Raw genomic sequence first — 21,876 nt, forward strand, 5'->3', positions numbered from 1 at the left:
GTCGCGGCCGCAGGAGGACGCAGTGACCCGTACCGTGCTCGTCACCGGAGGAACCAGCGGCATCGGCCGCGCCGTCGCGGCCCGGTTCGCCGCCGACGGGGCCGAGGTGCACCTGACCGGACGGCGGGCGGAGGCGGTGGAGCGGACGGCGGCGGAACTCGGCGCGCACGGGGTGGTCTGCGACGCGACCGACCCGGCGGCCACCGCCGCCCTGGCCGCCCGCTTCCGGACGCTGGACGTGCTGGTCAACGCCGCCGGCGGCCTGCCCGCCGGGCCCGCCACCGGCACCCCGCTCGGCGACCTGCTGGCCGCCTGGCAGGCCAACCTCGCGCAGAACCTGCTCGGCGCCGTCCTCACCACCGAGGCCGTGCGCCCCGTCCTGGCCCCGGGCGGCACGGTGATCAGCCTGGGCTCGATCGGCGCGGAGCGGCGCGGCGGCGCGTACGGGGCCGCGAAGGCCGCCCTCGCGGCCTGGAACGCCGCGCTGTCGGCCGAGTTGGCGCCGCGCGGGGTCAGCTGCAACGTCATCGCGGCGGGCTACGTCGAGGGCACCGGCTTCTTCGGCGGGGCCATCCCCGAGGAGCGCCGCCGCGCCCTGATCGAGGAGACCCACGACGGCCGCCCGGGCACCGTGGAGGACATCGCCGCCACCGCGCACTTCCTCGCCTCGCCCGGGGCCCGCCACCTCACCGGCCAGACCCTGCACGTCAACGGCGGTGCGCACACCACCCGTTGACCGCCCGGGGCGGCGTCAGCGGCGTCAGCGGTTCCGCCGGGCCTGCTGCTCGGCGTCGCGCAGCAGGCCCGCGGCGTCCTTCAGGTGGACGTACGCCGCCCGCGCGGGCCCGCTGGTGACCCGGGTGCTGCGACGCTCGACGGCGATGTCCGCGAGCTCCCGCAGCGACTCCACCACGGCCGCCAGCGACCCCAGCAGGAGGTGCTCGTCCGCCTCCGGGAACCGGCCCCGGCCGGCCTGCAACGGGGTGGTCACCTCGTCCCGGAGCCTGTTCCGCGTCTCGTCCAGCCCGGTGACGGCCTTCTGCAGTTCGGCGTCCAACACCCGCTCCTCTCCGTCGCGGACGGCCGGCCGCCGTCGCTCCCGCGCGATCTACCCCTTTCCGGATCACCGCACCCGCCGGGAAGACCCTCCGGAGCCCCCGCGTCCCTCCCGGGCGCCGCCCGCACCCGCCGCTAGCCTGGCCCGATGAGCAGCGGGCAAGGCGGCGGACACGGCGGCGGACACGGCGACGGGCACGGCGACGGGCGGGACGACGGGCAGGCCGGCGAGCGGAACGACGGGCAGGCCGACGGACGGGGCGCGTGGGAGCGCGGCACGTCGCAGTACGGCGCCAAGCGCCGTCGGCCGCGCTACCGGGCGCTCTCGCCGCTGCGCGAACACCTGCGCGAGGCGTTCTGGTTCGCCCCGCTGCTGACCTGCGTCGGGGCGGTGCTGCTGGCCGGACTGACCGACCTGCTGGACCGGGAGATCTTCGCCGCGGCCTCCGCCGACCAGACCACCGACACCCTGCTGTCCTTCAGCTCGGCCGCCGAGAGCGTGGTCTCCACCGTCAGCTCCGCGATGCTGACCTTCATCGGCGTGGTGTTCTCCATCTCGCTGGTCTCGCTGCAGATGGCCGCCAGCCAGTTCAGCCCCCGGGTGCTGCGCCTGTACGTGCGCAGCCGCCTGATCAAGGCGACCTTCGCCACCTGCCTGGCCACCTTCGTCTACACCCTGCTCGTCCAGTTCGGCTACGACGACACCACCGACCCGTCCCGCGCGGTCTCGGTGCCCATCGTCTCCACGATCGTCGCGGTCGCCATGGTGATGCTCAGCCTGGCGCTGTTCGTGCTGTACGTGCAGACGACGCTGCGCCTGCTGCGGGTGCCGCACGTGATCGACCGGGTCAGCCGGGAGTCCCTGCACGTGCTGCAGGCCTACCGCTGGCTGGCCCCCGAACTCGGCCCGACGCCCGGATCCGTCCCGCCGGGCCGTGTCCTGCTGCACGAGGGCCGCGGCGGCGTGCTGCGCGACGTCAACATCCGCCGGCTGATCCGGGTCGCCCGGCGGCACGGCACCGTGCTGTACCAGGTGCCCCGGATCGGCGACTTCATCGCGCCCGGCACCCCCACCGTGGTCGTGGTCGGCGGCACCCCGCCCCGGCCGCGCCGGATCACCACCGCGCTGAACGTCGGCGTCGACCGCACCATGCACCAGGACCTCAGCTTCGGCTTCCGCCAGCTCGTCGACATCGCCGTCCGCGCGCTGTCCCCGGCCGTCAACGACCCCACCACCGCCGTGCAGGCCGTCGACCGGATCCACCAGCTGCTCGCCGTCCTCGCCCCCGTCCACCTCGGCGAGCTGCGCCACCGCGACAAGGACGGCGCGGTCCGGCTGGTCCAGCCGGTGCCGGGCTGGGAGGCCACCGTGGACCTGGCGTTCACCGAGATCCGGATCTGCGCCGCCGCCCAGCCCCAGGTCACCCGCCGCCTCGCCGCCGCCCTCGACGACCTGCTGCGGATCACCCCCGAGCGCCGCCGCCCCCCGCTGCTGCTCCAGCGCCGGCTGCTGGAGCGCACCGTCGCCGCCGCCGTCCCCGACGAGGACAACCGCCTCTTCGCCCTCACCCCCGACCGCCAGGGCATCGGCTGACCGGCCCCGGACCGCTCCGAACCGCTCCGAACCACCTCGGTCGGACGCGCACGGGAACGGGGACGCGGCAACGAACGGGGAGCGGAGCGAGACGAACCGCCCGGGACGGAAGCCGTCCCGGGCGGTTCGCGGTGCCGTGCGGGGCGCTACCCGGCGGCGCGGTTGGCGGACTTGTCCAGCGAGGCCAGGTACCGGTTGTACGCCTCCAGCTCGGCGTCGCCGTCGCGGTCGGCGGCCCGGTCGCGGCGCCGGGCCTGGCGCTCCTCGGACTTGGCCCACTGCAGGGTCAGCGCGATCAGCACGATCGCGGTGGGGATCTCGCCGAACGCCCAGGTGATGCCGCCGGCCAGCTGCTGGTCGTCGTGCAGGTTGGTGCCCAGCGGCGCCAGTTCGGAGGTGAAGGTGGTCACCAGCTGCCCGGAGGCCATCATCACCGCGACGCCGAAGAAGGCGTGGAACGGCATGCCCATGAACAGCTCGATGATCCGCATCACGAAGCCGGGGCGGTGCGGGCCCGGGTCGACGCCCATGATCGGCCAGAAGAACAGCATGCCGACGGCGAGGAAGTGCAGCATCATCGCCAGGTGCCCGACCCGGTACTGCATCAGGAAGTCGAACAGCGGCGTGAAGTACAGCACGTACAGGCTGGCGATGAACGCCGGGATGGTGAACGCCGGGTGCGAGACCACCCGCACGTAGGTGGAGTGCAGCAGGGCGACCAGCAGCTCGCGCGGGCCCCGGCCGCTGCCCTTGCGGGCCGGGCGCAGGGCGCGCAGCGCGAGGGTGATCGGGGCGCCGAGCAGCAGCAGGATCGGGGAGAGCATGGACAGCACCATGTGCTGCATCATGTGGGCGCTGAACAGCACCATGCCGTAGTCGTTCAGGCCGGTGTTGGTGACCAGCAGCACCGTGCCGACACCGGCCGTCCAGGCGACGACCCGGCCGGCCGGCCACTTGTCGCCGCGCCGCCACAGCCGGACCGCGCCGGCCAGGTACAGGCCGAGGGCGAGCACGCAGAACACCAGGTAGGGCCAGTCGGGCGACCACTCCAGGGCGCGGGAGAAGGAGAAGGGGGGGAGTGGCCCGCCTCCGTGGTGGTGCATCCCCGTCATGCCGTCGCCCATCGGGCGGCCCCGCTTTCGTCCATGCCGACCGGGCCGCGCGAGCGGCGGCCCGACCGGCCCGGTGTGGCCCGGTCCGGTTTGGTCCGGTTTCGTTCGGGCCAAGCCTAGGCGCCGCTTACCGCGGTCCGGTGAGCGCCCCCGTCCGAGGCCCGGGGCGCGCACCTGCCCGAGGCCCGGGACGCGCCCCGCCGGGCCACCCCGCGCGAGCGCCCCGGCCGCCGGCGCCGACCGGAGTCGACCGATCCCGCGCCGGGCGGCCGGGCGGCCTCAGTTGTAGTGCTTGAGCAGCGGCCACAGCTGCTCCCAGGTGTACTCCTGCCCGGTGCACACCAGGATCGGCAGGCCCTGCTCGATGTTGGGGACGCCCTGGCCGTTGTCGACGTGCCCGGCGACGACGCAGCTGCGCCAGTACGGCCGCAGGGCCCGGGGGTCGTAGCCGACGGCGATGGTGGTGGCGGAGACGCCGGTGGGCCGGCCGAAGTGGCTGTACCCGTTGTGGTCGGCGTAGACGGTGGGCAGGCCGAGGGCGGGGCCGTAGTGGGCCAGGGCCCCGGCCTCGCCGTAGTTGACGGCGAGCAGCGTGGCGCCGGGGTGCCGGCGCTCCACCTCGGCCACCTCCCGGGCGAGTTCGGGCCAGCCGATGGAGTCCGCGTTGAACGGGTTGACCGCGATCAGGTGCCGGTAGGCGGACACCGGCAGCAGCGGCGGCCCCAGGGCGAGGGTGACGGCGGCGGCGGCCGCGGCGGACGCGGCGAACCAGCGCCGCCCGCTCGGCCAGCGGTCGGCCAGCCGGACGGCACCCGCGCCGAGCAGCAACGGGTACCAGCCCATGGGGTAGTAGAAGTTGCCGCCGGAGACGACCACGATCGCGAGGGTCACCGCGTAGCCGACGGCCAGCAGCCGGTAGCGGGTGTCCTGCCAGGCCAGCCGCCAGCCCACCACCCACAGCCAGGTGAGCGCGGTGGCGGCCTCCACCTGCAGGGGCAGGGCGGTGAGCCGCTTGGCCCAGCTGGACAGGTGGCCGGCCATCGTGAACTGCGGCCAGCCGTGCGCCGCCTGCCAGAGCAGGTCCGGCGAGGCGATGGCGAGCGCCAGGAGCACGGACAGCCAGACGGCGCGCTCGCGCAGCAGCCGGGTGCGGCCGGTGAGCGGGGCGGCGACCAGCAGCGACAGCGGCACCATCACGATGGTGTCGTTGTTGAGCATCCCGACGCCCAGCACGGCGCCGAAGCCGTACCACAGCCGGTGGTCGCCGGTGCGCAGGATCCGCAGCACCAGCCAGATCGCCACCGACCAGAAGAAGAGGCCGGAGCTGGCGGTGGTGAACAGGTGCCCCTCGACGAGGACCAGCACGGAGGCCGAGACGGCGACAGCGGCGATCTGCTGGGCGCGGTGCGAGCGCCGCTCGTCCGGCCCGGCGAGCTCCCGGGCGCACAGGACCGTCATCAGCGCGGTGGCGACCGCGAACAGCATGGGCGCGATCCGCACGACCTGCACCGAGTCGCCGCCGAACCAGGTCTCGACCCGGACGATCAGCGGCACCAGGGGCGGCTGGTCGTCGTAGCCGGCGGCGAGGTGGCGGCTGGCGGCGAGCCAGTACAGCTCGTCCCGGAAGTAGCCGTACCGGCCGGCGGCGGCCACCAGGACGGCGCAGGCGCACAGCAGCGGCGCCAGCACCCGCCGCCAGGGGACCCCGGGCAACGCGGGCCGCCCGGCCGGGTGGCGGCCCGGACGGCCCAGGTGGCGGCGGACGGCGAACGCGGTGTACAGCGCGCCGACGATCCAGCCGAGGTCGACGGCCCACATGACGCCGTCGGCGCCGTGCCGCACCCGCAGCAGGTACGACAGCGGCAGCCGGACGGCGACGAACGACACGAGCGTGCACACCAGCGGCACGACGGTGCGGCCGATGCCGTTGAGCGCGCCGTGCACGACGGCCATGACGGCGTAGAGCGCGAAGCAGGGGTAGGTGACGAGGATGTAGCGCTCCACCAGGTGCCGGGTGACCGGATCGGTGGTGGCGGCCGCGGCGACGACCGGGCGCAGCACGATCACGGCGAGGCTGACGGCGAGCGCCAGCGCCAGTGTGAAGGGCAGCGTCCGGCGCACGGCGCGGCGGACCCGGTCGGGTCGGCCGGCGCCGAGGTTCTGGGCGGTGAAGACGGTGAGCGCGCCCGACAGGTCGAGGAACGCCGTGGCGGCGAAGAACTCCAGCCGGCCGACCACGGTGACCGCCGCGAGCAGCGACGGGCCGAGCGGGGCGACGATCCGGATCAGCGCCACGATGCCGAGGGCGATGAGCAGTTGCTGGGCGGCACCGGGCAGGCCCAGCCGCAGCCCGGCGACCGCCTCGGCCCGCACGCCCGCCCAGCCGTGGGAGCGGCGCACCGCCAGACCGCCCCGGCGGCGCAGCAGGACCGCCCCGGCGGCGGCGGTGCCGGTGGCGGCGGTGACCGTGGCGAGGCCGGCGCCGGCCACGCCCAGGTGGAGCACCACGACGTAGAACCAGGCCAGGACGGCGTTGCCGAGGCTGCTGCCGATCATGAGCCGCATCTGGGCGCGGGAGTCGCCCAGACCGCGCAGCAGCGCGAAGACGGCGGAGACCGCGAACACGGCCGGGAAGCCGTAGCTGAGCGTCGACAGCAGCACCTGGGCGTCGTGCAGGACCGCGCCGCGCGCCCCGGTGAGCCGCAGCAGGGCGCCGCCGGCCGTCTGGACGGCCAGGAAGCACAGCGCCGCCCACACCGCGGTGGCCAGCGCCAGGGCGGTGGCGACGGTGGCCGGGCCGCGCCGGGAGCGCTCGCCGGTGAAGCGGGCGAGCCGGATGGCGAAACCGGTGGTCAGGCCGAGGAAGACGCCGTCCGCGAGGAAGTAGACCGGCTGGACCACGCCGGCGGCGGCGAGGGCGTCGACCCCCACCCAGTGGCCGAGGACGGCGCCGTCGGCCAGCAGGTAGGTCTGCTGGAGCAGGTTGGACAGGGTGAGGGGCACGGCGAAGCCGAGCACGGAACGCAGGACGGGGCCGCGGGTGAGGTCGCGCTGCCCCCGCTCCCCGACCCCTCCCGCTGCGGCCCCTCCCGCCGTGGTCTCGGCGGGAGCGGCCTGCGCGGCGGGAGAGCCCTGCGCGGCGGGGGCGGCGTCCGGGGGCGGTCCGCCCCCGGACGGTCCGGTACGGGTCGCCTCGCTCATCCGGCGTGGCCGTCGGTGCCGGTGCCGGTGCCGGTGGCGGGGCCCCGCTCGTCGGCGAGCTTGGCCTGGGCGGCGACCGTGCGGTCCACCAGGAGGTCGCTGCTGCGCATCTCGATGCCCAGCACCGAGACGACGGTGGCCACCAGCGACATCCCGGTGATCGAGTCGATGCCGAGGTCGAAGAGGTCGGCGTCGACGTCGATGCTGGTGAACCCGAAGACGTGGGCCCAGCAGCGGGCGATCGTCAGCTCGGTGTCGGTGTACCGGCCGTCGGGGCGGCCGGTGAGCTCGACCGGCAGCTGCTCGATCTCCGCGCGCACCTGCCCGGCGGTCCGCTCGCGGTGCGCGGCGCGGCGCCGCGCCGCCTCCTCGATCTTCGCGGCGATCGGCGGGTCGAGGGCGATGTGGTAGCCGGGGAGGGCGTCGGCGTAGTCACCCTCGTAGTGCAGTTCGCCGCCGAACACCCGGGCCCGGTCCGAGCGCAGGCCGGTGTCCGCGATCGAGAGGCCGAGCGCGGTGGGCAGCGCCTTGAAGGTGGTGTCGACGTTGGCGTGGCTGCGGACGGCCATGCCGGTCTCCTTCCACGACACCCAGTCGAAGGCGATGACGTGGCAGTCGGGGTCGGTCTCGGACTCCGCCAGGGTGTCCAGGAACTGGTTGGCGGCGGCGTAGTCGGCCTGCCCGATGGCGGGGAACACGGCCGCGACGGAGGAGAAGTGCACGATGAAGTCGGGCCGGTCGTCGCGGGTCAGCAGGTCGAGGACGAACGCGCCGTGGACCTTGGGGCGGACCACCGCCTCGAAGTCCGCCAGGGAGCGCTGCGTGATGACCTCCCCGCCGGGGATGCCGGCCGCGTGCACGATGCCGTCGATCCGGCCGAAGCGCTCCCGGACGGTGGCCACGGCCGCCTCCAGGGCCGCCGGGTCGCCCGCGTCGGCGGCCAGCACCAGCACCTCCGCCCCCAGGGCGCGTAGCTCCCGCAGGGCGGTCCGCAGCCGGGCCCCGGGCGAGTCGCCGTCGCCGGCCGGGCCCTCGTCCGGCCCGGCGCCGGCGGCACCGGAGCGGCTGAGCAGCACCAGGTTGATGCCGGGCCGGCGGGCCGCGAACTCGCGGCACAGGGCGAGGCCCAGGCCGGCGGTGCCGCCGGTGACCAGGTAGGTGCCGCCGGGCTTGAGGTAGTCGCCGCGGTCGGCGATCTCGGTGTCCGGCAGTTCGGCGAACGTCTCGCGCAGCCGGACGCCCCCGCGCAGCGCGACGACGGAGGCTTCCGCGCCGAGGACCTCGTCGAGGACCGTGCGGGCGGGCGTGGCGCCGTCGGTGTCGACGACGGAGACGGTGAGGTAGGGGTACTCGCGGCTGACGCTCTTGGCCAGGCCGGCCAGCGTGGAGTTCTCGACGACGACGCCGGGCTCGGCGCGGCGGGAGGCCAGGGCGGTGCGGGTGAGCACGGCCAGGTGCAGCTGGGCGCCTTCGGCGATCAGGGCCCGGGAGAGGCGGAAGAGGCCGTGGAGGTTCTTGCCCAGGCGGGCGTCGAGGGCGGCGGTGTCCCCGGCCCGGTCGGCCTCGAAACCGAGGGCGTGGACGAGGTGGGTGACGTCCTCGTCCACGGCGCGGACGGCCAGGTCCTCGTAGAAGGCGTCGGCGTCCGGGCCGGACAGGGCGTCGGGCAGGCGCACCAGCTGCCCGTCCGTCAGACCGGCTTCGCGGAGCAGCTCCTCGGCGCCGGTGGAGCCGTCGACCAGGGCGAGCACCCGGGCCGCGGGGTCGGCGGCGGGGGCGGGGCCGTCGGCGGGCCGGAACACCACCTGGTGGGTGGCGGGGCCGCCGGCCGCCGGGGCGCCGAGCGCGAGGGCCTCCCGCCAGTCGGCGGGGAAGTCGATCCAGGCGCGGCGCTCGTCGAACTGGTAGGGCGGCAGGTCGACCAGGTGCGGGGCCGGGCCGGCGCCGGGGCGGACGTCCGGTTCGAGGTCGGCCCCGGCGGCCCAGGCGGCGGCCCGGGCCTCGGTCTCCGGACCGGCCGCCCCGGCGGGGTCGGGCGCCCAGAACGCCCAGTCCGGGTGGCTGGAGTGGAACGGCGCGGCGTCCACGAGCCGGTTCGCGGCCAGCGCCTCCAGGCGGGCGCGCAGCTCGCCGAGGTCGGAGACGACGAGGGCGATCCGGTGGCGGTGGCCGGCGCGGGAGCGGCGGACGGTGGCGCACAGCTCCGCGAGGCCCACCCCGTCGAACAGGCCGCGGTCGAACCACTCCGCGTAGGCGCGCAGCAGCAGCCGCAGCGACTCCTCGCTGTGCGCGCTGAGCGTGAACAGCTGCGGCGCGGACTCGCCGGGCCCGACGGGCGCCGGGGCCGCGTACTCCTCCAGCACCACGTGGCAGTTGGTGCCGCCCAGCCCGAACGCGCTGACGCCGCACCGCAGCGGGCCGTGCTCGCTGCTCCACGGTTCGGCACCGGTGGGGACGCGCACCGGCGAGTCGTCGAAGTCGATCCGGGTGTTGGGCTGTTCGAAGCCCGCCAGCGGCGGCAGTCGGCGGTTGCGCAGCACCAGCGCCGCCTTGATCAGGCCCATCACGCCGGAGCCCTCGAAGAGGTGCCCGATGTTGGCCTTGACCGTGCCCACCGCGCAGAACCGGCGGTCCTCGGTGTGCGGGGCGAACGCCTGCCGCAGGCCCTCGATCTCGATCGGGTCGCCCAACCTCGTCGCGGTGCCGTGCAGTTCGATGTAGCCGATGCTGCGCGGGTCGACCCCGGCGTTCGCCCAGGCGGTGTTGAGGAGGTCCGCCTGCGAGGCCGAGTCGGGCGTCGTCACCCCGCCGGCGACGCCGTCGTGGTTCACGGCGCTGCCCTTGATGACGGCGTACACCCGGTCGCCGTCGGCGAGGGCGCGGTCGAGGCGCTTGAGGACGACGGCGCCCGAGCCCTCGCCGTAGCCGGTCCCGTCGGCCCGCTCGTCCAGGGTGCGGGTGCGGCCGTCGGACGACTCGATGCCGATCCGGGTGTCCGGGTGGTCGATCGGCGCGCTGACGATGCGCGCCCCGGCGACCACCGCGGTGTCGCAGTCGCCCAGCAGCAGCGCGTTCTTGGCCTGGTGGACGGCGACCAGCGAGGCGGAGCAGGCGCTGTCCACCACCATGCTCGGACCGCGCAGGTCCAGCAGGTGCGAGAGCCGGTTGGCCATCATGGTCGGCACGTTGCCGGTGAGCGCCGGCTGGATCAGCGACCGGTCGATCTTCGACAGGTACTCCAGGTAGGCCGAACCGGGGTTGACGGCGAAGCCGACGAAGACGCCGGTGCGGCTGCCGCGCAGCCGGGAGGGCTGGTGGCCCGCGTCCTCCAGGGCCAGGTACATGGCGCGCAGCGCGTGCCGCAGGTGGGGTTCGGTGGTCGCGGCCTGCTTCGGGGTCATCCCGAAGAACTCGGCGTCGAAGTACTCCGGGTGCTCCAGGTAGGCGCCGTCGCGGTAGGCGATGGCGGCGTCCCCGGGGGAGCGGACGGTGGTGTCGAAGACGTAGCGCAGGTAGTCCTCGATGCTCCGGGCCCGGTGCTCGGGGAAGCGGCCGGTGAGGTTCCTCCCCTCGACGACGAGGTCCCAGAATCCGTGGACGTCCCGGGCTCCGGGCACCTCCACCGAGATCCCGACGATTGCGATGTCCGAGCTCAAGGTCTTCTCCTTCGGGACGGGTGAGCAGACAGGCGGGCGCGGCGCGGGCGGACGCCCGGTCGGGCGGGCGCGGCGCGGCCGGGCGCTCAGGCGATCGCGGGCAGCAGGGAGGTGAGCGTGGTGCCGTTGGCCTCGTCGAACCGGGTGACGCCGGCGGCCCGCAGCGCGCGCACGGTGCGCACCCACTCCACGGGCGCGGTGATCTGCGCGGTGAGCAGCGCGGCGGCGCGGGCCGGGTCGAAGGCCGCCGCGGTGACGCCGGAGAACACCGGGACGGCGGGGGACCGGAACGTCCGGCCCTCCAGGGCCGCCGCGAACGCCCTGGCCGCCGGCGCCATCAGCGGGGTGTGGAAGGGGCCGCTGACCGGCAGCGGCACCACCGCCCGGGCGCCCGCCTCCCGCAGCACACCGGTGGCCCCGGTCACCTCGTCCCGGCCGCCGGCGACGACGGTCTGCCGGTCGGAGTTCCGGTTGGCCACGTAGACGCCGCGCACCCGGCCCCGGCGCAGCGCCGACGCCACCTCGTCGGCGCCGATCCCCGCCACGGCCGCCATCGCCCCGCCGCGCACCGCGGCCATGGCCTCCGCCCGCGCCCGCACCAGGCGCAGGGCGTCCAGCAGGTCGAGGCAGCCGGCCGCCACCAGGGCGTTGTACTCGCCGAGGCTGTGGCCGGCGTAGCAGGCGACGGGCTCGGCCCCCGCGCCCTCCCCGGCCAGGCGCCGCCGCGCGTCCAGGGCGTTGACGAGGAAGACGGCGGGCTGCGCGTAGCGGGTGTCGCCCAGCCGCCCCTCGGGGTCGTGCACGCACAGCTCCCGGACCGAGTAGCCGAGCACCGCGTCGGCCGCCTCGACCTCCTCCGGGAACAGGTCGAACAACTCGGCGCCCATACCGCGGCGTTGGACGCCCTGGCCGGGGAAAACGAGGCAGCGCACGGCGCGCCCTCCCTCTCTCGTGGTGTGAAGGTCTCGCGCCGCGGGTCGGTCCTCCGCCCGCGGCGCCGTCCGGTCCCGCGGTCGGTCAGAGCGAGGTGAACCGCGCGGCCGATCCGCTCTCGCGCAGCCGCGACCGCGTCAGCGCGGCGGCGGAGGCGCCGGGGCCGATGTCGAGGACCAGGTCCGGAGCCGGATCCGCCGTCGCGGCGTCGACCACGGCGGGCCAGTCGAAGGTGCGGCACATCTGCTGCTCGGCCACCTCGTGCAGCACGTGGGGCGAGAACTGCAGGTTGGCGGGCGTGCCGGTGCCGTAGACCGGCATGGTCAGGCCGTCGCCCTTGACGGGCTGCCAGTTGCGGTCGACGTCCCGGCCGATCAGCGGCATGGCGGACGCCAGCACCGTGCTGTGGAAGGGCGCGGTGGCGCCCAGGTACGTCCAGCGGGTGCCGGGCCGCTCGAAGAGCCCGCCCTCGGCGAGCCGCAGTCGCATCAGGGCTTCGGCGCCGCCGGTGAGGACGTGGAAGGTGGGCGAGTTGACCAGGCCGATCTCGACCCTCCCGCCCGGGCCGTCGCCGCTGCGCCCGATCGCCTCGTCGAGCGCCGGTCGCCGCGGGCCCACGACGGCGGCCATCGCCCCGGGCACACCGGCCCCCGGCCCGAGCGCGGCGTGTCGGCGCAGCAGCTCGCCGTCCGGGCGGGGCGCCGCGGGGGCGACCTGGTGGCAGCGCAGCAGCGCCACGGTGACCTGGGCGATCGAGCGGCCGGCCGCCGCCGCGTACTCCCGCCGGCCCTCGACGGGCAGGGCCGAGAACACGGCCGCGTAGCTGCCCAGGCTGTGCCCGACCGCCCCCACCGGGCGGAGGCCGCCCGCCCGGGCCAGCGGATTGCCGGGCCCCGGCTGGAGGACGCACAGCTGGTAGAGGTGCAGCAGCACGCCCTCGGCCACCGAGCCGAGCGCCGCCGCGGGCACCGGCCGGTCGTCGGAGCCGGCCAGCCAGTCGCGCACCGGCAGCCCGCCGGGCAGGAAACGGGCGCACTCCGCGCGCCCCACGATCTCCAGGGCCGCCTCGACGCCCGCGAAAGCCGAGGCGAAGAAACGGGAATTCTGCTGTTGCCGGAACAGTTCGCGGAGCCTGCTCATCGGCGGACCTCCGGGATCACCCAGCCCGCCGAAATGGAGTAACACCCGCACAGGTATGTCCTCACCGGTAGTAGGAGGCGCGCCGCCCGGAGCGGCGTCCGCGACACCGGCCCGCCGGACCGCCGCGAATCCCGCCCGCGGCGGGCTGAAGTCGTGATCGGCTGTTCGAGCAGCAATATGCAACCGCCCGTGATTGCCGGTCAAAGGCCGATGAAACTTACATTCGCGCCGGTGCCGCCGGGCCGGGCGGCGGCCCGGGGGAGAGCCGGGGGCTCCTTGACGGTGTCCGCGACTGAGGCGAAGATTTCCCCACAGCCGCCTGTCTTCGTCCGCCATCGCCGTCGGGCGCTGAAACGGAGGACCGCCCCTGACCTGCACGTGCGGGAAGGAAAAACGGTGGCGCTCACCGATCGAACGGTCCTGATCCCGGATGTCGAACGCATCCGCACTCAGGACCCGAACAACCACCTGCATTGCCGGAAGTCGCAACTCCTGGCCTACGTCGCGGGCAGCACCCCGTGGTCCGACCTTTTGATGTACCGGGCACTGGGTTCGACTGCGGCCGTCTACCGCCACTGCCACCTGCGCGGAAAGGACCGCTGGGCGTTCGACACGCCCTATGTGACCGACGGAGATCTGCGCCTGCTCGGGTTCGAAACGCTCTCGGCCGGCACGGTGGGCCTCGACCGTTTCGAATCCGAGCTGCCCGGGTTACTCGCCGCGGGGCGTCCGGTGTTCTTCTACGCGCCCCGGCACCATTTCCCGCACTGGGTGGAGTTCATGCGCCGGGTCGGCACCGTCGCGGAGGAGCACCGGCTGCTGCACTCGTTCCTGGTGTGCGGGGCGAGCGGGACCGAAGTGGTGCTGCTCGACAACACCTCCGACGACCACGAGTACTTCCCGCTCACGGTGGGGTGGGACGTGCTGCGCGAGGGCTACGCCCAGGAGCCGGAGCGCTGGTTCGTCGACTGCTCCACCGTGCTGCCCGGGCCCGGTCCCGGCCCCGACCTGGACGGGTTCGAGTCCGCGTACCGGGCGTTCCTGGCCCGGTTCCGCGACGGGTTCCAGCTCTACGACCTGATCGGCGAGAACCTGGCCGCCGAGCGCGCGTCGGCCGACGCCGTGTACCGGGCGCCCGGCGTCAACAGCATCGCCCTGCTGGCGGGTTCGCGCGTCCTGTTCAGCCGCTTCCTGGAACTCACCCGGCACGGCGGACCGGTCCGCGCCGCGTACGCGGGCGTCGCGCGGCTGGCCACCGAGCTCTCGGAGCAGGTCAACGCCTTCCACGCCGGGACGCCCACGCTGTCGGTGGACCGGATCCGCGGCGGCCTGGCCGAGCTGAGACAGCGCGAGCAGCGGGCGGCGGCGCTGCTGACGGACGAGGCGGCCCGGCTGCCGCGGATCCTGCCGAGCGACCCCGACGGCCGGTGACCCGACCCGGCGCGCCGCGATCCGACCGGCCCGTCCGCTCCGACCCGCTCAACTCCGGTCCGACCCATGCCCGACCACGCCCGACCATGCCCGGCGTCCCGGCCCGTCCCCGTTCCCGGGCGCCCGGTACCCGGCACCCCGTGGAGGAGTCCGTGCCCACCCTCGCCGATGCCGTCGGCAGCCAGCCCACCCTCGCCGACGTGGCCCGGTCGGCCGGAGTGTCGACAGCCACCGTCTCCCGCGTCCTCACCGGCTCGGCCCGGGTGAGCGAGGAGACCAACCGCCGGGTCCAGGAGGCGGTTTCGAAGCTCGGGTACGTGCGCCGCCGAGCGCCCTGGACGCACCGGCCGGAGACCGGGTCCATCGCCGCGATCATCACCGAGTCCAGCGAACGGTTCTTCTCGGACCCCTTCTTCGCCCGGCTGTTCCACGGCGCGTCCGGCGCCCTCGCCCCCGCCGGCCACCAACTGGTGTTCGTCGCGGTGCGGGACCGCAGCGAGTACGCGGCCGCGGCCCGCTTCGTGCGCCGCGGTGTCGACGGGGTGCTGCTGGTCTCCTCCCACGGCCCGGACCCGCTGATGCCCCTGCTGGACACGGCGAGGGTGCCCACCGTGCTGTGCGGCCGACCGCTGGCGGAGCACGGGGCGCCGTACGTGGACACCGACAACTACGGCGGTGCGCAGGCCGCCGTGTACCACCTGCTCGCGGCCGGCCGGCAGCGGATCGGGACCATAGCGGGGCCGAGCGACATGGCCGCCAGCCAGGACCGGCTCAGGGGTTTCACGGAGGCCCTGACGGCCACCGGCCTGGAGCCCGTCGCCGACCTCGGGGACTTCTCCCTCGAATCCGGCGAACGCGCCATGACCAGGCTGCTCAGGCGCCGCCCCGACCTCGACGCGGTCTTCGTCGCCTCCGACCTGATGGCGGCCGGAGCCTTACGCGCCCTGCGCCGGGCGGGTCGCCGGGTCCCCGACGACGTCGCGGTCATCGGCTTCGACGACGACCCGGTGGCCCAGCACACCCACCCCCCGCTCAGCACGGTCCGGCAGCCGGTGGAGGAGCAGGGCGCGACGATGGCCCGCCACGTCCTCGCCCTGATCGAGAACCGGACGGGACCGGGCCGCAGCACCCTGCTGCCCACCACCCTCATCCGCCGCGAATCGGCCTGAGCGGCCGCCGCCTCGCCGCACCGCGCCGGACCGGGGTCAGCCCTTCGGGACGAGGGTGTTCTCGTTGGTGCGGCCGGCGGCGTAGTCGTCGACGTTGCGGACGGTGGTGTCGATGATCTGGTCGACGGCGGTGCGGGTGTAGTACGCCTGGTGGCTGGTGACGAGGACCTGGGGGAAGGTGACGAGGCGGGCGAGGGTGTCGTCGGTGATGCCCTGGATGGACTGGTCGGTGAAGAAGACGCCGGTCTCCTCCTCGTAGACGTCGAGGCCGACACCGGCCAGGCGCCCGGTGCGCAGGGTCTCGACGAGGGCGGTGCTGTCGACGAGGCCGCCGCGGCTGGAGTTGACCAGGATGGCGTCGTCCTTCATCCGGGCGAGCGCGGCGGTGTCGATGAGGTGGTGGGTGGCGGGGAGGAGGGGCACGTGGAGGCTGACGAGGTCGGACCGGGAGAGGAGTTCGGGGAGTTCGGTGTAGGTCATGCCGAGCTCCCGGCAGGCGGGGTTCTCGGCGATGTCCCAGCCGAGCAGGTGGGTGCCGAAGCCGGCGGCGATGCGGGCGAAGCACTCGCCGATCTTGCCGGTGCCGATGACGCCGACGGTCATGCCGTGGATGTCCCGGCCGAGGAGGCCGTCGAGCCGGAAGTCGAACTCGCGGGAGCGGTTGGCGGCGCGGGTGAGCCGGCGGTTGACGGCGAGGGCGAGGGCCCAGGCGTGTTCGGCGACGGCGTACGGGCTGTAGTGGGAGACCCGGGCGATGGTGAGGCCGAGTTCGGCGGCGGCGTCCAGGTCGATGTTGTTGAAGCCCGTGGAGCGCTGGGCGATCACCCCGGTGCCGCCCGCGGCGAGGACGGCGAGCACTTCGGCGTCGAGCTCGTCGTTGACGCTGGTGCTGACGGCGGGGTAGCCGGCGGCGAGCGGGGCGGTGTCGCGGTTGAGGAACACGGCCAGGGTGCGCAGGGAGTGCCGGTCTGCGAAGGCCTTTTCCAGGAGCGGCTGTTCGTCTGCTTGGACGCCGTAGGCGAGGATCTCCATGCGGTGAGGCTAGCGCCGGGGGGACCGGGCGGCGGGCCGCGACGCGCCCCGGGGGATGATCCGATCATCGCAAGACGATGGTCCGATGATCTCGCGCTGACTCATCGGCTGATCATCTTGTGATGATCGGATCATTCGCTTCAAGTGGCGCCGCTCCGGGCGCCGCTGACCGACCGTCAGATGACGGTCTCGGCCTCCCGGTAGCGCTCCGCCGGAACGGTCTTCAGCTCGGCCACGGCCTCGCCCAGCGGCACCAGCTTGATCTCGGTGCCCTGCAGCGCCGTGATGTGGCCGAACGCGCCCTTGTGGGCGGCCTCCACCGCGTGCCAGCCGAAGCGGGTGGCCAGGACGCGGTCGTACGCGGTCGGGGTGCCGCCGCGCTGGGTGTGGCCCAGGATCACCGGACGCGCCTCCTTGCCGAGGCGGTGCTCCAGCTCGCGGGAGAGCTGGGTGGCGATGCCGGTGAACCGCTCGTGGCCGTACATGTCCTTGGTGCCCTCCTCCCACGGCATGGTGCCGGGCTCGGGCTTCGCGCCCTCGGCGCAGACCACGATCGCGAACTTCTTCTGCCGGTCGAAGCGCTCGCGCACGACCTCGGTCAGCTTGTCGATGTGGAACGGGCGCTCCGGCACCACGATGGCGTGCGCACCGGCGGCCATGCCCGCGTTCAGCGCGATCCAGCCGGTGTGCCGGCCCATCACCTCGACCACCATGACGCGCTGGTGCGACTCGGCGGTGGTCTTCAGCCGGTCCAGCGCCTCGGTGGCCACCGAGACGGCGGTGTCGAAGCCGAAGGTGACGTCGGTGCAGGCGATGTCGTTGTCGATGGTCTTCGGCACGCCGACCACCGGCAGGCCGGCGTCGCTCATCAGCTTCGCGGCCTTCAGGGTGCCCTCGCCGCCGATCGGGATCACCGCGTCGATGCCCAGGTCCGCGCAGTACTGCTTGGCCCGCTCCACGCCGTCGCGCAGGTGGCTGGGCTGCACCCGGGACGAGCCGAGGATCGTGCCGCCCTGGGCGAGGATGCCGCCCACCGAGTCGAGCGTCAGCGGACGGTGCACGCCCTCCAGGAGACCGCGCCAGCCGTCCTCGAAGCCGATGATCTCGTCGCCGTGGTCGACCACCCCCCGGTGGACCACGGAACGGATGACGGCGTTCAGGCCGGGGCAGTCACCGCCGCTGGTCAGGACACCAATACGCATTGCTTTGCCAACTCCCGAGCAGGATCGGACGGCCGGACTGGTGGGTGGGAATCGGACGAAACGCCCGAAACTGACCTGCTGCACAGCATACGGTTCCTGCGTCCGGCCGAGCCGAAACCGACGCGGGGGCGGCTTCCTCGACGCACCACACGTAACTGCGACCCGACCGCCGAGGAGGGTGTTGCGTCCGGGCTCTCCTATTCTCCTATGAAGTTGTCCGGCGGCGGGACGGCTGACCACATGGCGGTCAGCCGTCCACCACCGTGACCTCGGCTTACGCGCGGATGAACGCGCGGCCGGGCCGGGCGGGACCGTTCCGGCGGCTACGCGGGGCGGGCCGCGGCGATCCGCTCCGCGCGCAGCGCGTCGTACCACGTGGTGTCGGCCGGCGGCAGCGCGTTCACGTCCAGCGCCAGCTTGATCAGCATGTCGGCGACGGCGGGGTTGCGGGCCATCACCGGGCCGTGCAGGTAGGTGCCGAACACCGTGTCGCGCCAGGCGCCCTCGGTGCCGTCACCGGTGCCGTTGCCCCGGCCGACCTGCACGGTGGCGAACGGGGTGACGCCCTCGCCGAGGTGGGTCACGCCCTGGTGGTTCTCGAAGCCGGTCAGCTGCGGCAGGTTCAGCCGCGGGCTCACGTCCGCCAGCACGTCGCCGACGCAGCGCGCGCCCTCGCCGCGGACGGTCCACACGTCCAGCAGGCCCAGGCCCGGCTCGCGCTCGCCCAGGTCGTTGACGAACTCGTGGCCCAGGATCTGGAAACCCGCGCAGACCGAGAAGATGATCGCGCCGTTCTCGGCCGCCCGGACCAGCCCGCCGTCGTTGCGCAGCCGCTCCGCCGCCAGCCGCTGCGGACGGTCCTCACCGCCGCCGATCAGGTAGATGTCGCCGCTGGTCGGCACCGACTGGTCGGAACGCACGTCGATCCGCTGCACCCCGAGGCCGCGCTGCCGCGCCCGCCGCTCCACCACCAGCGCGTTGCCGCGGTCGCCGTACGTCGACAGCAGGTCCGGGTACACCCAGACCACCCGCAGGCTGCTCTCGCTCATCCTCGAAGACCTCCCGAACTGCTGCTGGGGCGCGGGCTGCTGCGGAGCGTCCCCGCCGTACTGCTGGTGCTGCTGGTCGCCGTACGCCTGCTGCTCGTACTGCTGGTGCTGCTGGGGCGGTTGGGGCGGTTGGGGCTGCTGGGGCTGCTGCTCGTACTGCTGGCCGTACTGCTCGTACGACTGCTGCTCGTACGGCTGCTGCCCGTACTGCTGGTGCTGCTGCGGGTCGCCGTACTGCTGCCCGCCGTAGTACTGGTCGCTCATCAGGCCACCACGGCCTTGCGCAGCTGCTGGAAGGCGGTGTAGTTGGCGATGGCCTCGATCCGGCCGGCCGGGGCGGCGTCCACCGCCTGGGCCAGCGAGTCGACCACCTGGAACTGCAGGTTGGCGACCTCCAGGCGGACCGCGAGGTCCAGCTTGCGCTGGCCCATCACGAAGATCGGGTGCCCGGCCAGGCGCTCGTAGTCGACGTCCCACAGCCAGGAGGTGTCGGTGCCGTCGGCGTCCATCGCGTTCACCGAGAGGACCACCGGCGCGGGCGGGCCGTCGATCAGCGAGAAGGTCTCCAGCCAGCCGGCCGGGTTCTTCGCCAGCAGCAGCCGGACGTCCCGGCCGCGGTACTGCACCACGTCGTAGCGGCCCGCCACCGCGGCCACCGACTGCATCCGCTGCAGCGCGACCTGCGGGGCCACCCCGAAGACCGCCGCGACGGCGGCCGAGCTGGTGGCGTTCGCCAGGTTGGCGCGGCCCGGCAGCTGCAGCTGGATCGGCCAGGCACCGCGGTGCGGGTCGATCACGTGGGTGCCCTGGAGCGCCCAGTGCGGGTTCGGCCGGCGGAAACCGCACTCGCCGCAGAACCAGTCGTCACCGGGGCGCTGCATCACGCCGCCGCAGGACGGGCACGACCAGGCGTCCTCCTTCCACGCCTGCCCGGCGGCCACCCAGACCACCTTCTTGCAGGACGAGGCGGCCCAGGTCACCAGCGGGTCGTCCGCGTTGGCGATGATCACCGCGTCGGTGTCCTTGAGGCCCTCGCGCCACTTCTCGGCCATCATCCGGGTCTCCGCCGCGCGGTCCAGCTGGTCGCGGGAGAGGTTCAGCAGCGCTATGGCCTTCGGCCGGGTGTCCCGGGCGACCATCGGCAGGTACTTCTCGTCCACCTCGATCACGCCGAAGCGGGCGCTGGTGCTGTTGGCCAGCGCGCCGGTGATGCCGGCCGGCATGTTCGCGCCCAGCGCGTTGGAGACCACCGGGCCGGCCGCCCGCAGCGCCTCGGCGATCAGCCGGGTGGTGGTGGTCTTGCCGTTGGTGGCGCTGACCAGGACCACGTCCAGGTGCTCGGTGAGGGTCGCCAGCAGGTCCGGGTCGAGCTTGAGCGCGACCTTGCCGCCGATCACCGAGCCGCTGCCTCGGCCCGCCTTCTGGGACAGCGCGGCGGCCATCTTGCCCGCCGTCACGGCGATCTTCGCGCGGGCGGGCAGCGAGGCGTCGCGCGGGGCTTCCGAATCGGTGCCTGGCATGCTCAGGGGTTCCTCCTTGCTGCGGCACCGCCCGGGCCGTTCGACGATCCGCGGGCGGCGGGGACGGGCTCAGCCTACCGACTCCCGCCCGCACACTTGAGCAGGGGCGACAACCTGCCGCGTGAGCCCTTGAGCCAGGAGGAGGAACGATCCGGGGGCCCGGGGAACGCCGAGCCCGTGTCCGCCGACGGTTCACCGCCCGAGCGCGCACCGGCTTCCGGCTCCGTCACTGCGCGCAGCGGCGCGGACCTCCGACGGGCCCCGACCGTCAGCGGCACGGACCCGCCGCTCCCCGGGCCCCCGGATCGTCCCTTCGTTCGTGCCGATCAGTGAGAGGTCGGCCAGGGGGTGGGCAGCTTCTCGGTGGCCTCGGCGAGGTGGGCGGTGATGACCAGGGTGCCGTCCTCCACCTGGTAGTCGAGGGGGGCGGACAGGCGGCGCATGGTGGAGATCAGGCCGGTGTTGGCGGAGGTGGTGACGGCGTAGACGGTGCGCACGCCGGCCTCCAGGGCGAGGGCGGCCATCCGGCGGACCAGGTCGACGCCCAGGCCGCGGCGCTGCCAGGCGTCCTCGACCAGCAGGGCGATCTCCGCGCCCTCGTCGTCCCACATCAGGTGGGCGAGGGCGACCAGACGGCCGTCGGAGGTCTCGACGGCGAGGGTCTGGCCGTGGCGGGGGTCGAGCAGGTGGTCGAGGTAGCGGTCGGCGTCCTTGACCGGGCCGTGGTAGCGGCGGCGCAGCGACTCCGCGGAGCAGCGGGCGTGCATGGCGAGGGCGGCGGACTTGTCCTCGGGGGTGGCGCGGCGGACGGTGAGCTCGTCACCGTCGAGGTGGCCGATCCGGGCGGCGACGGCCGGGACGCGCGGGCCGAGGACGGTGTCGAGTTCGACCAGGGCGCGGGCGCGGGCGAACTCGGTGGGCGTGAAGGGCAGGTGGGGCCGGGAGAGTTCGAGCAGGTCGCCGCCCGGGAGGGGCAGTCGCATCAGGTGTCCTTCCAGGCCGGCCGGGGTGCCGTCGCCGCGGCCGGGGTACTGCCGGATGGTCGCGCGTCCGAACAACTGGCGCAGGGCGACCGGGAGTTCGGCGGCGTCGAGGGCGGTGCGAGTGGCCAGGGCGAGGACCTGGCGGGGGACGTCGACGAGTTCGTGGGCGTCGGCGCGGTCGGTCCAGATGTCCCAGCCGCCGCCGGCCGCGACGGCCGCGGCGAGGTCGGTGCGGGACAGCGCCCCGGGGGCGCGGACGATGAACTCGTCGACGGTGTGGTCGGGCAGCGGGTGGGCCTGCATGGAGACGATGTTGACCCGCAGTTCGGCCAGGGCCGTGCACACCCGGGCCAGGCTGCCGGGGGCGTCGGAGACGCTGGTGCGCAGCCGCCACAGGACGGTCGGCTCCTCGTCGGGCGTCATCGCGTCGCCGCCCGGCGGTGCGGCCGGGCCGGGCGGCCCGTGCGGGTGCCGGTGGGCGAGCCAGCCGCGGAACAGCGCGGTGGCGAGCATGGCCGCGGCGGAGGCGACCAGCAGCACCGGTCCGTCGTGGCCGTGCACGACGACGTTGGCGACCAGGTCGGCGGCCGCGACGGCGGCGAAGACCGCCGCGAGCTCGACCGTCTCCTTGCGCCAGCGGTGCCCCCGGCTCCGCCGCCGTTCCTGCCGCTCGCCCGTGACCCTGCTCTGGGTGTACGCCATGATGTCCATGCCTGCATGGTGGCGCTCCGCTGTTTCGCGATCACGAATCCCCCGTGACCTGACGGTAAATGTCTCCGCGGGCCCCCGTCGGATCGG

General features: G+C 74.3%; 15 protein-coding genes. 4 read left to right on the forward strand and 11 right to left on the reverse strand.

What is annotated here, in order from left to right:
- Window positions 1-22: 22 nt before the first annotated feature.
- Window positions 23-736 carry an SDR family NAD(P)-dependent oxidoreductase gene (locus OO48_RS22040; protein ID WP_033218919.1) on the forward strand — a complete coding sequence of 238 codons (714 nt, stop codon included), beginning with the start codon at window positions 23-25 and terminating at the stop codon, window positions 734-736.
- Window positions 737-760: 24 nt separating this feature from the next.
- Here OO48_RS22040 and OO48_RS22045 read toward each other — a convergent pair whose 3' ends face one another.
- Window positions 761-1,057 carry a hypothetical protein gene (locus OO48_RS22045; RefSeq protein ID WP_033218921.1) on the reverse strand — a complete coding sequence of 99 codons (297 nt, stop codon included), beginning with the start codon at window positions 1,055-1,057 and terminating at the stop codon, window positions 761-763.
- A gap of 147 nt (window positions 1,058-1,204) precedes the next feature.
- Here OO48_RS22045 and OO48_RS22050 point away from each other — a divergent pair, with 147 nt between their 5' ends.
- Window positions 1,205-2,650 carry a DUF2254 domain-containing protein gene (locus OO48_RS22050; RefSeq protein ID WP_033218923.1) on the forward strand — a complete coding sequence of 482 codons (1,446 nt, stop codon included), beginning with the start codon at window positions 1,205-1,207 and terminating at the stop codon, window positions 2,648-2,650.
- Between the two features lie 146 nt (window positions 2,651-2,796).
- Here the strand turns inward: OO48_RS22050 and OO48_RS22055 are convergent, their stop codons facing one another.
- From OO48_RS22055 to OO48_RS22075, 5 genes are all read right to left on the reverse strand, one after another.
- Entirely contained in the window at window positions 2,797-3,753 is a 957-nt protein-coding gene (locus OO48_RS22055) for a cytochrome c oxidase assembly protein (protein WP_033218978.1), read from the reverse strand.
- A gap of 288 nt (window positions 3,754-4,041) precedes the next feature.
- On the reverse strand, window positions 4,042-6,963 hold the full coding sequence (locus OO48_RS36515) for an MATE family efflux transporter (RefSeq protein WP_081952284.1): 2,922 nt from the start codon (window positions 6,961-6,963) through the stop codon (window positions 4,042-4,044).
- Window positions 6,960-10,619 carry a type I polyketide synthase gene (locus OO48_RS40765; RefSeq protein WP_051732459.1) on the reverse strand — a complete coding sequence of 1,220 codons (3,660 nt, stop codon included), beginning with the start codon at window positions 10,617-10,619 and terminating at the stop codon, window positions 6,960-6,962. The genes OO48_RS36515 and OO48_RS40765 overlap by 4 nt, the downstream gene beginning before the upstream one ends.
- A gap of 86 nt (window positions 10,620-10,705) precedes the next feature.
- Complete coding sequence (locus tag OO48_RS22070; protein ID WP_033218925.1) at window positions 10,706-11,551, reverse strand: ACP S-malonyltransferase; 846 nt, start codon at window positions 11,549-11,551, stop codon at window positions 10,706-10,708.
- A gap of 85 nt (window positions 11,552-11,636) precedes the next feature.
- Window positions 11,637-12,692, reverse strand: a complete 1,056-nt coding sequence (locus OO48_RS22075) for an ACP S-malonyltransferase (RefSeq protein ID WP_033218927.1) — start codon at window positions 12,690-12,692, stop codon at window positions 11,637-11,639.
- A gap of 396 nt (window positions 12,693-13,088) precedes the next feature.
- On the opposite strand from OO48_RS22075, the gene OO48_RS22080 reads away from it, so the two are divergent.
- Together OO48_RS22080 and OO48_RS22085 are read left to right on the forward strand one after the other, a co-directional pair.
- On the forward strand, window positions 13,089-14,123 hold the full coding sequence (locus OO48_RS22080) for a hypothetical protein (protein WP_033218929.1): 1,035 nt from the start codon (window positions 13,089-13,091) through the stop codon (window positions 14,121-14,123).
- A 140-nt stretch (window positions 14,124-14,263) separates the two neighbouring features.
- Window positions 14,264-15,292 (forward strand): LacI family DNA-binding transcriptional regulator, encoded by a 1,029-nt coding sequence (locus OO48_RS22085; protein WP_245194753.1) that lies wholly within the window; start codon window positions 14,264-14,266, stop codon window positions 15,290-15,292.
- A gap of 36 nt (window positions 15,293-15,328) precedes the next feature.
- Here the strand turns inward: OO48_RS22085 and OO48_RS22090 are convergent, their stop codons facing one another.
- The 5 genes from OO48_RS22090 to OO48_RS22110 form a co-directional block, all read right to left on the reverse strand.
- Window positions 15,329-16,324, reverse strand: coding sequence for a 2-hydroxyacid dehydrogenase (locus OO48_RS22090; protein ID WP_033218931.1), 996 nt, complete (start codon window positions 16,322-16,324; stop codon window positions 15,329-15,331).
- Between the two features lie 176 nt (window positions 16,325-16,500).
- Window positions 16,501-17,526 carry a 6-phosphofructokinase gene (locus OO48_RS22095; protein ID WP_033218933.1) on the reverse strand — a complete coding sequence of 342 codons (1,026 nt, stop codon included), beginning with the start codon at window positions 17,524-17,526 and terminating at the stop codon, window positions 16,501-16,503.
- A 323-nt stretch (window positions 17,527-17,849) separates the two neighbouring features.
- Complete coding sequence (locus OO48_RS22100; RefSeq protein WP_033218986.1) at window positions 17,850-18,575, reverse strand: type 1 glutamine amidotransferase; 726 nt, start codon at window positions 18,573-18,575, stop codon at window positions 17,850-17,852.
- A gap of 263 nt (window positions 18,576-18,838) precedes the next feature.
- Window positions 18,839-20,095 carry a MurT ligase domain-containing protein gene (locus OO48_RS22105; protein ID WP_051732462.1) on the reverse strand — a complete coding sequence of 419 codons (1,257 nt, stop codon included), beginning with the start codon at window positions 20,093-20,095 and terminating at the stop codon, window positions 18,839-18,841.
- A gap of 326 nt (window positions 20,096-20,421) precedes the next feature.
- Window positions 20,422-21,789, reverse strand: a complete 1,368-nt coding sequence (locus OO48_RS22110; protein WP_033218936.1) for a GNAT family N-acetyltransferase — start codon at window positions 21,787-21,789, stop codon at window positions 20,422-20,424.
- Between the last annotated feature and the right edge of the window lie 87 nt (window positions 21,790-21,876).

It is taken from the genome of Kitasatospora phosalacinea, from assembly GCF_000716545.1.
Lineage (GTDB): Bacteria > Actinomycetota > Actinomycetes > Streptomycetales > Streptomycetaceae > Kitasatospora > Kitasatospora phosalacinea.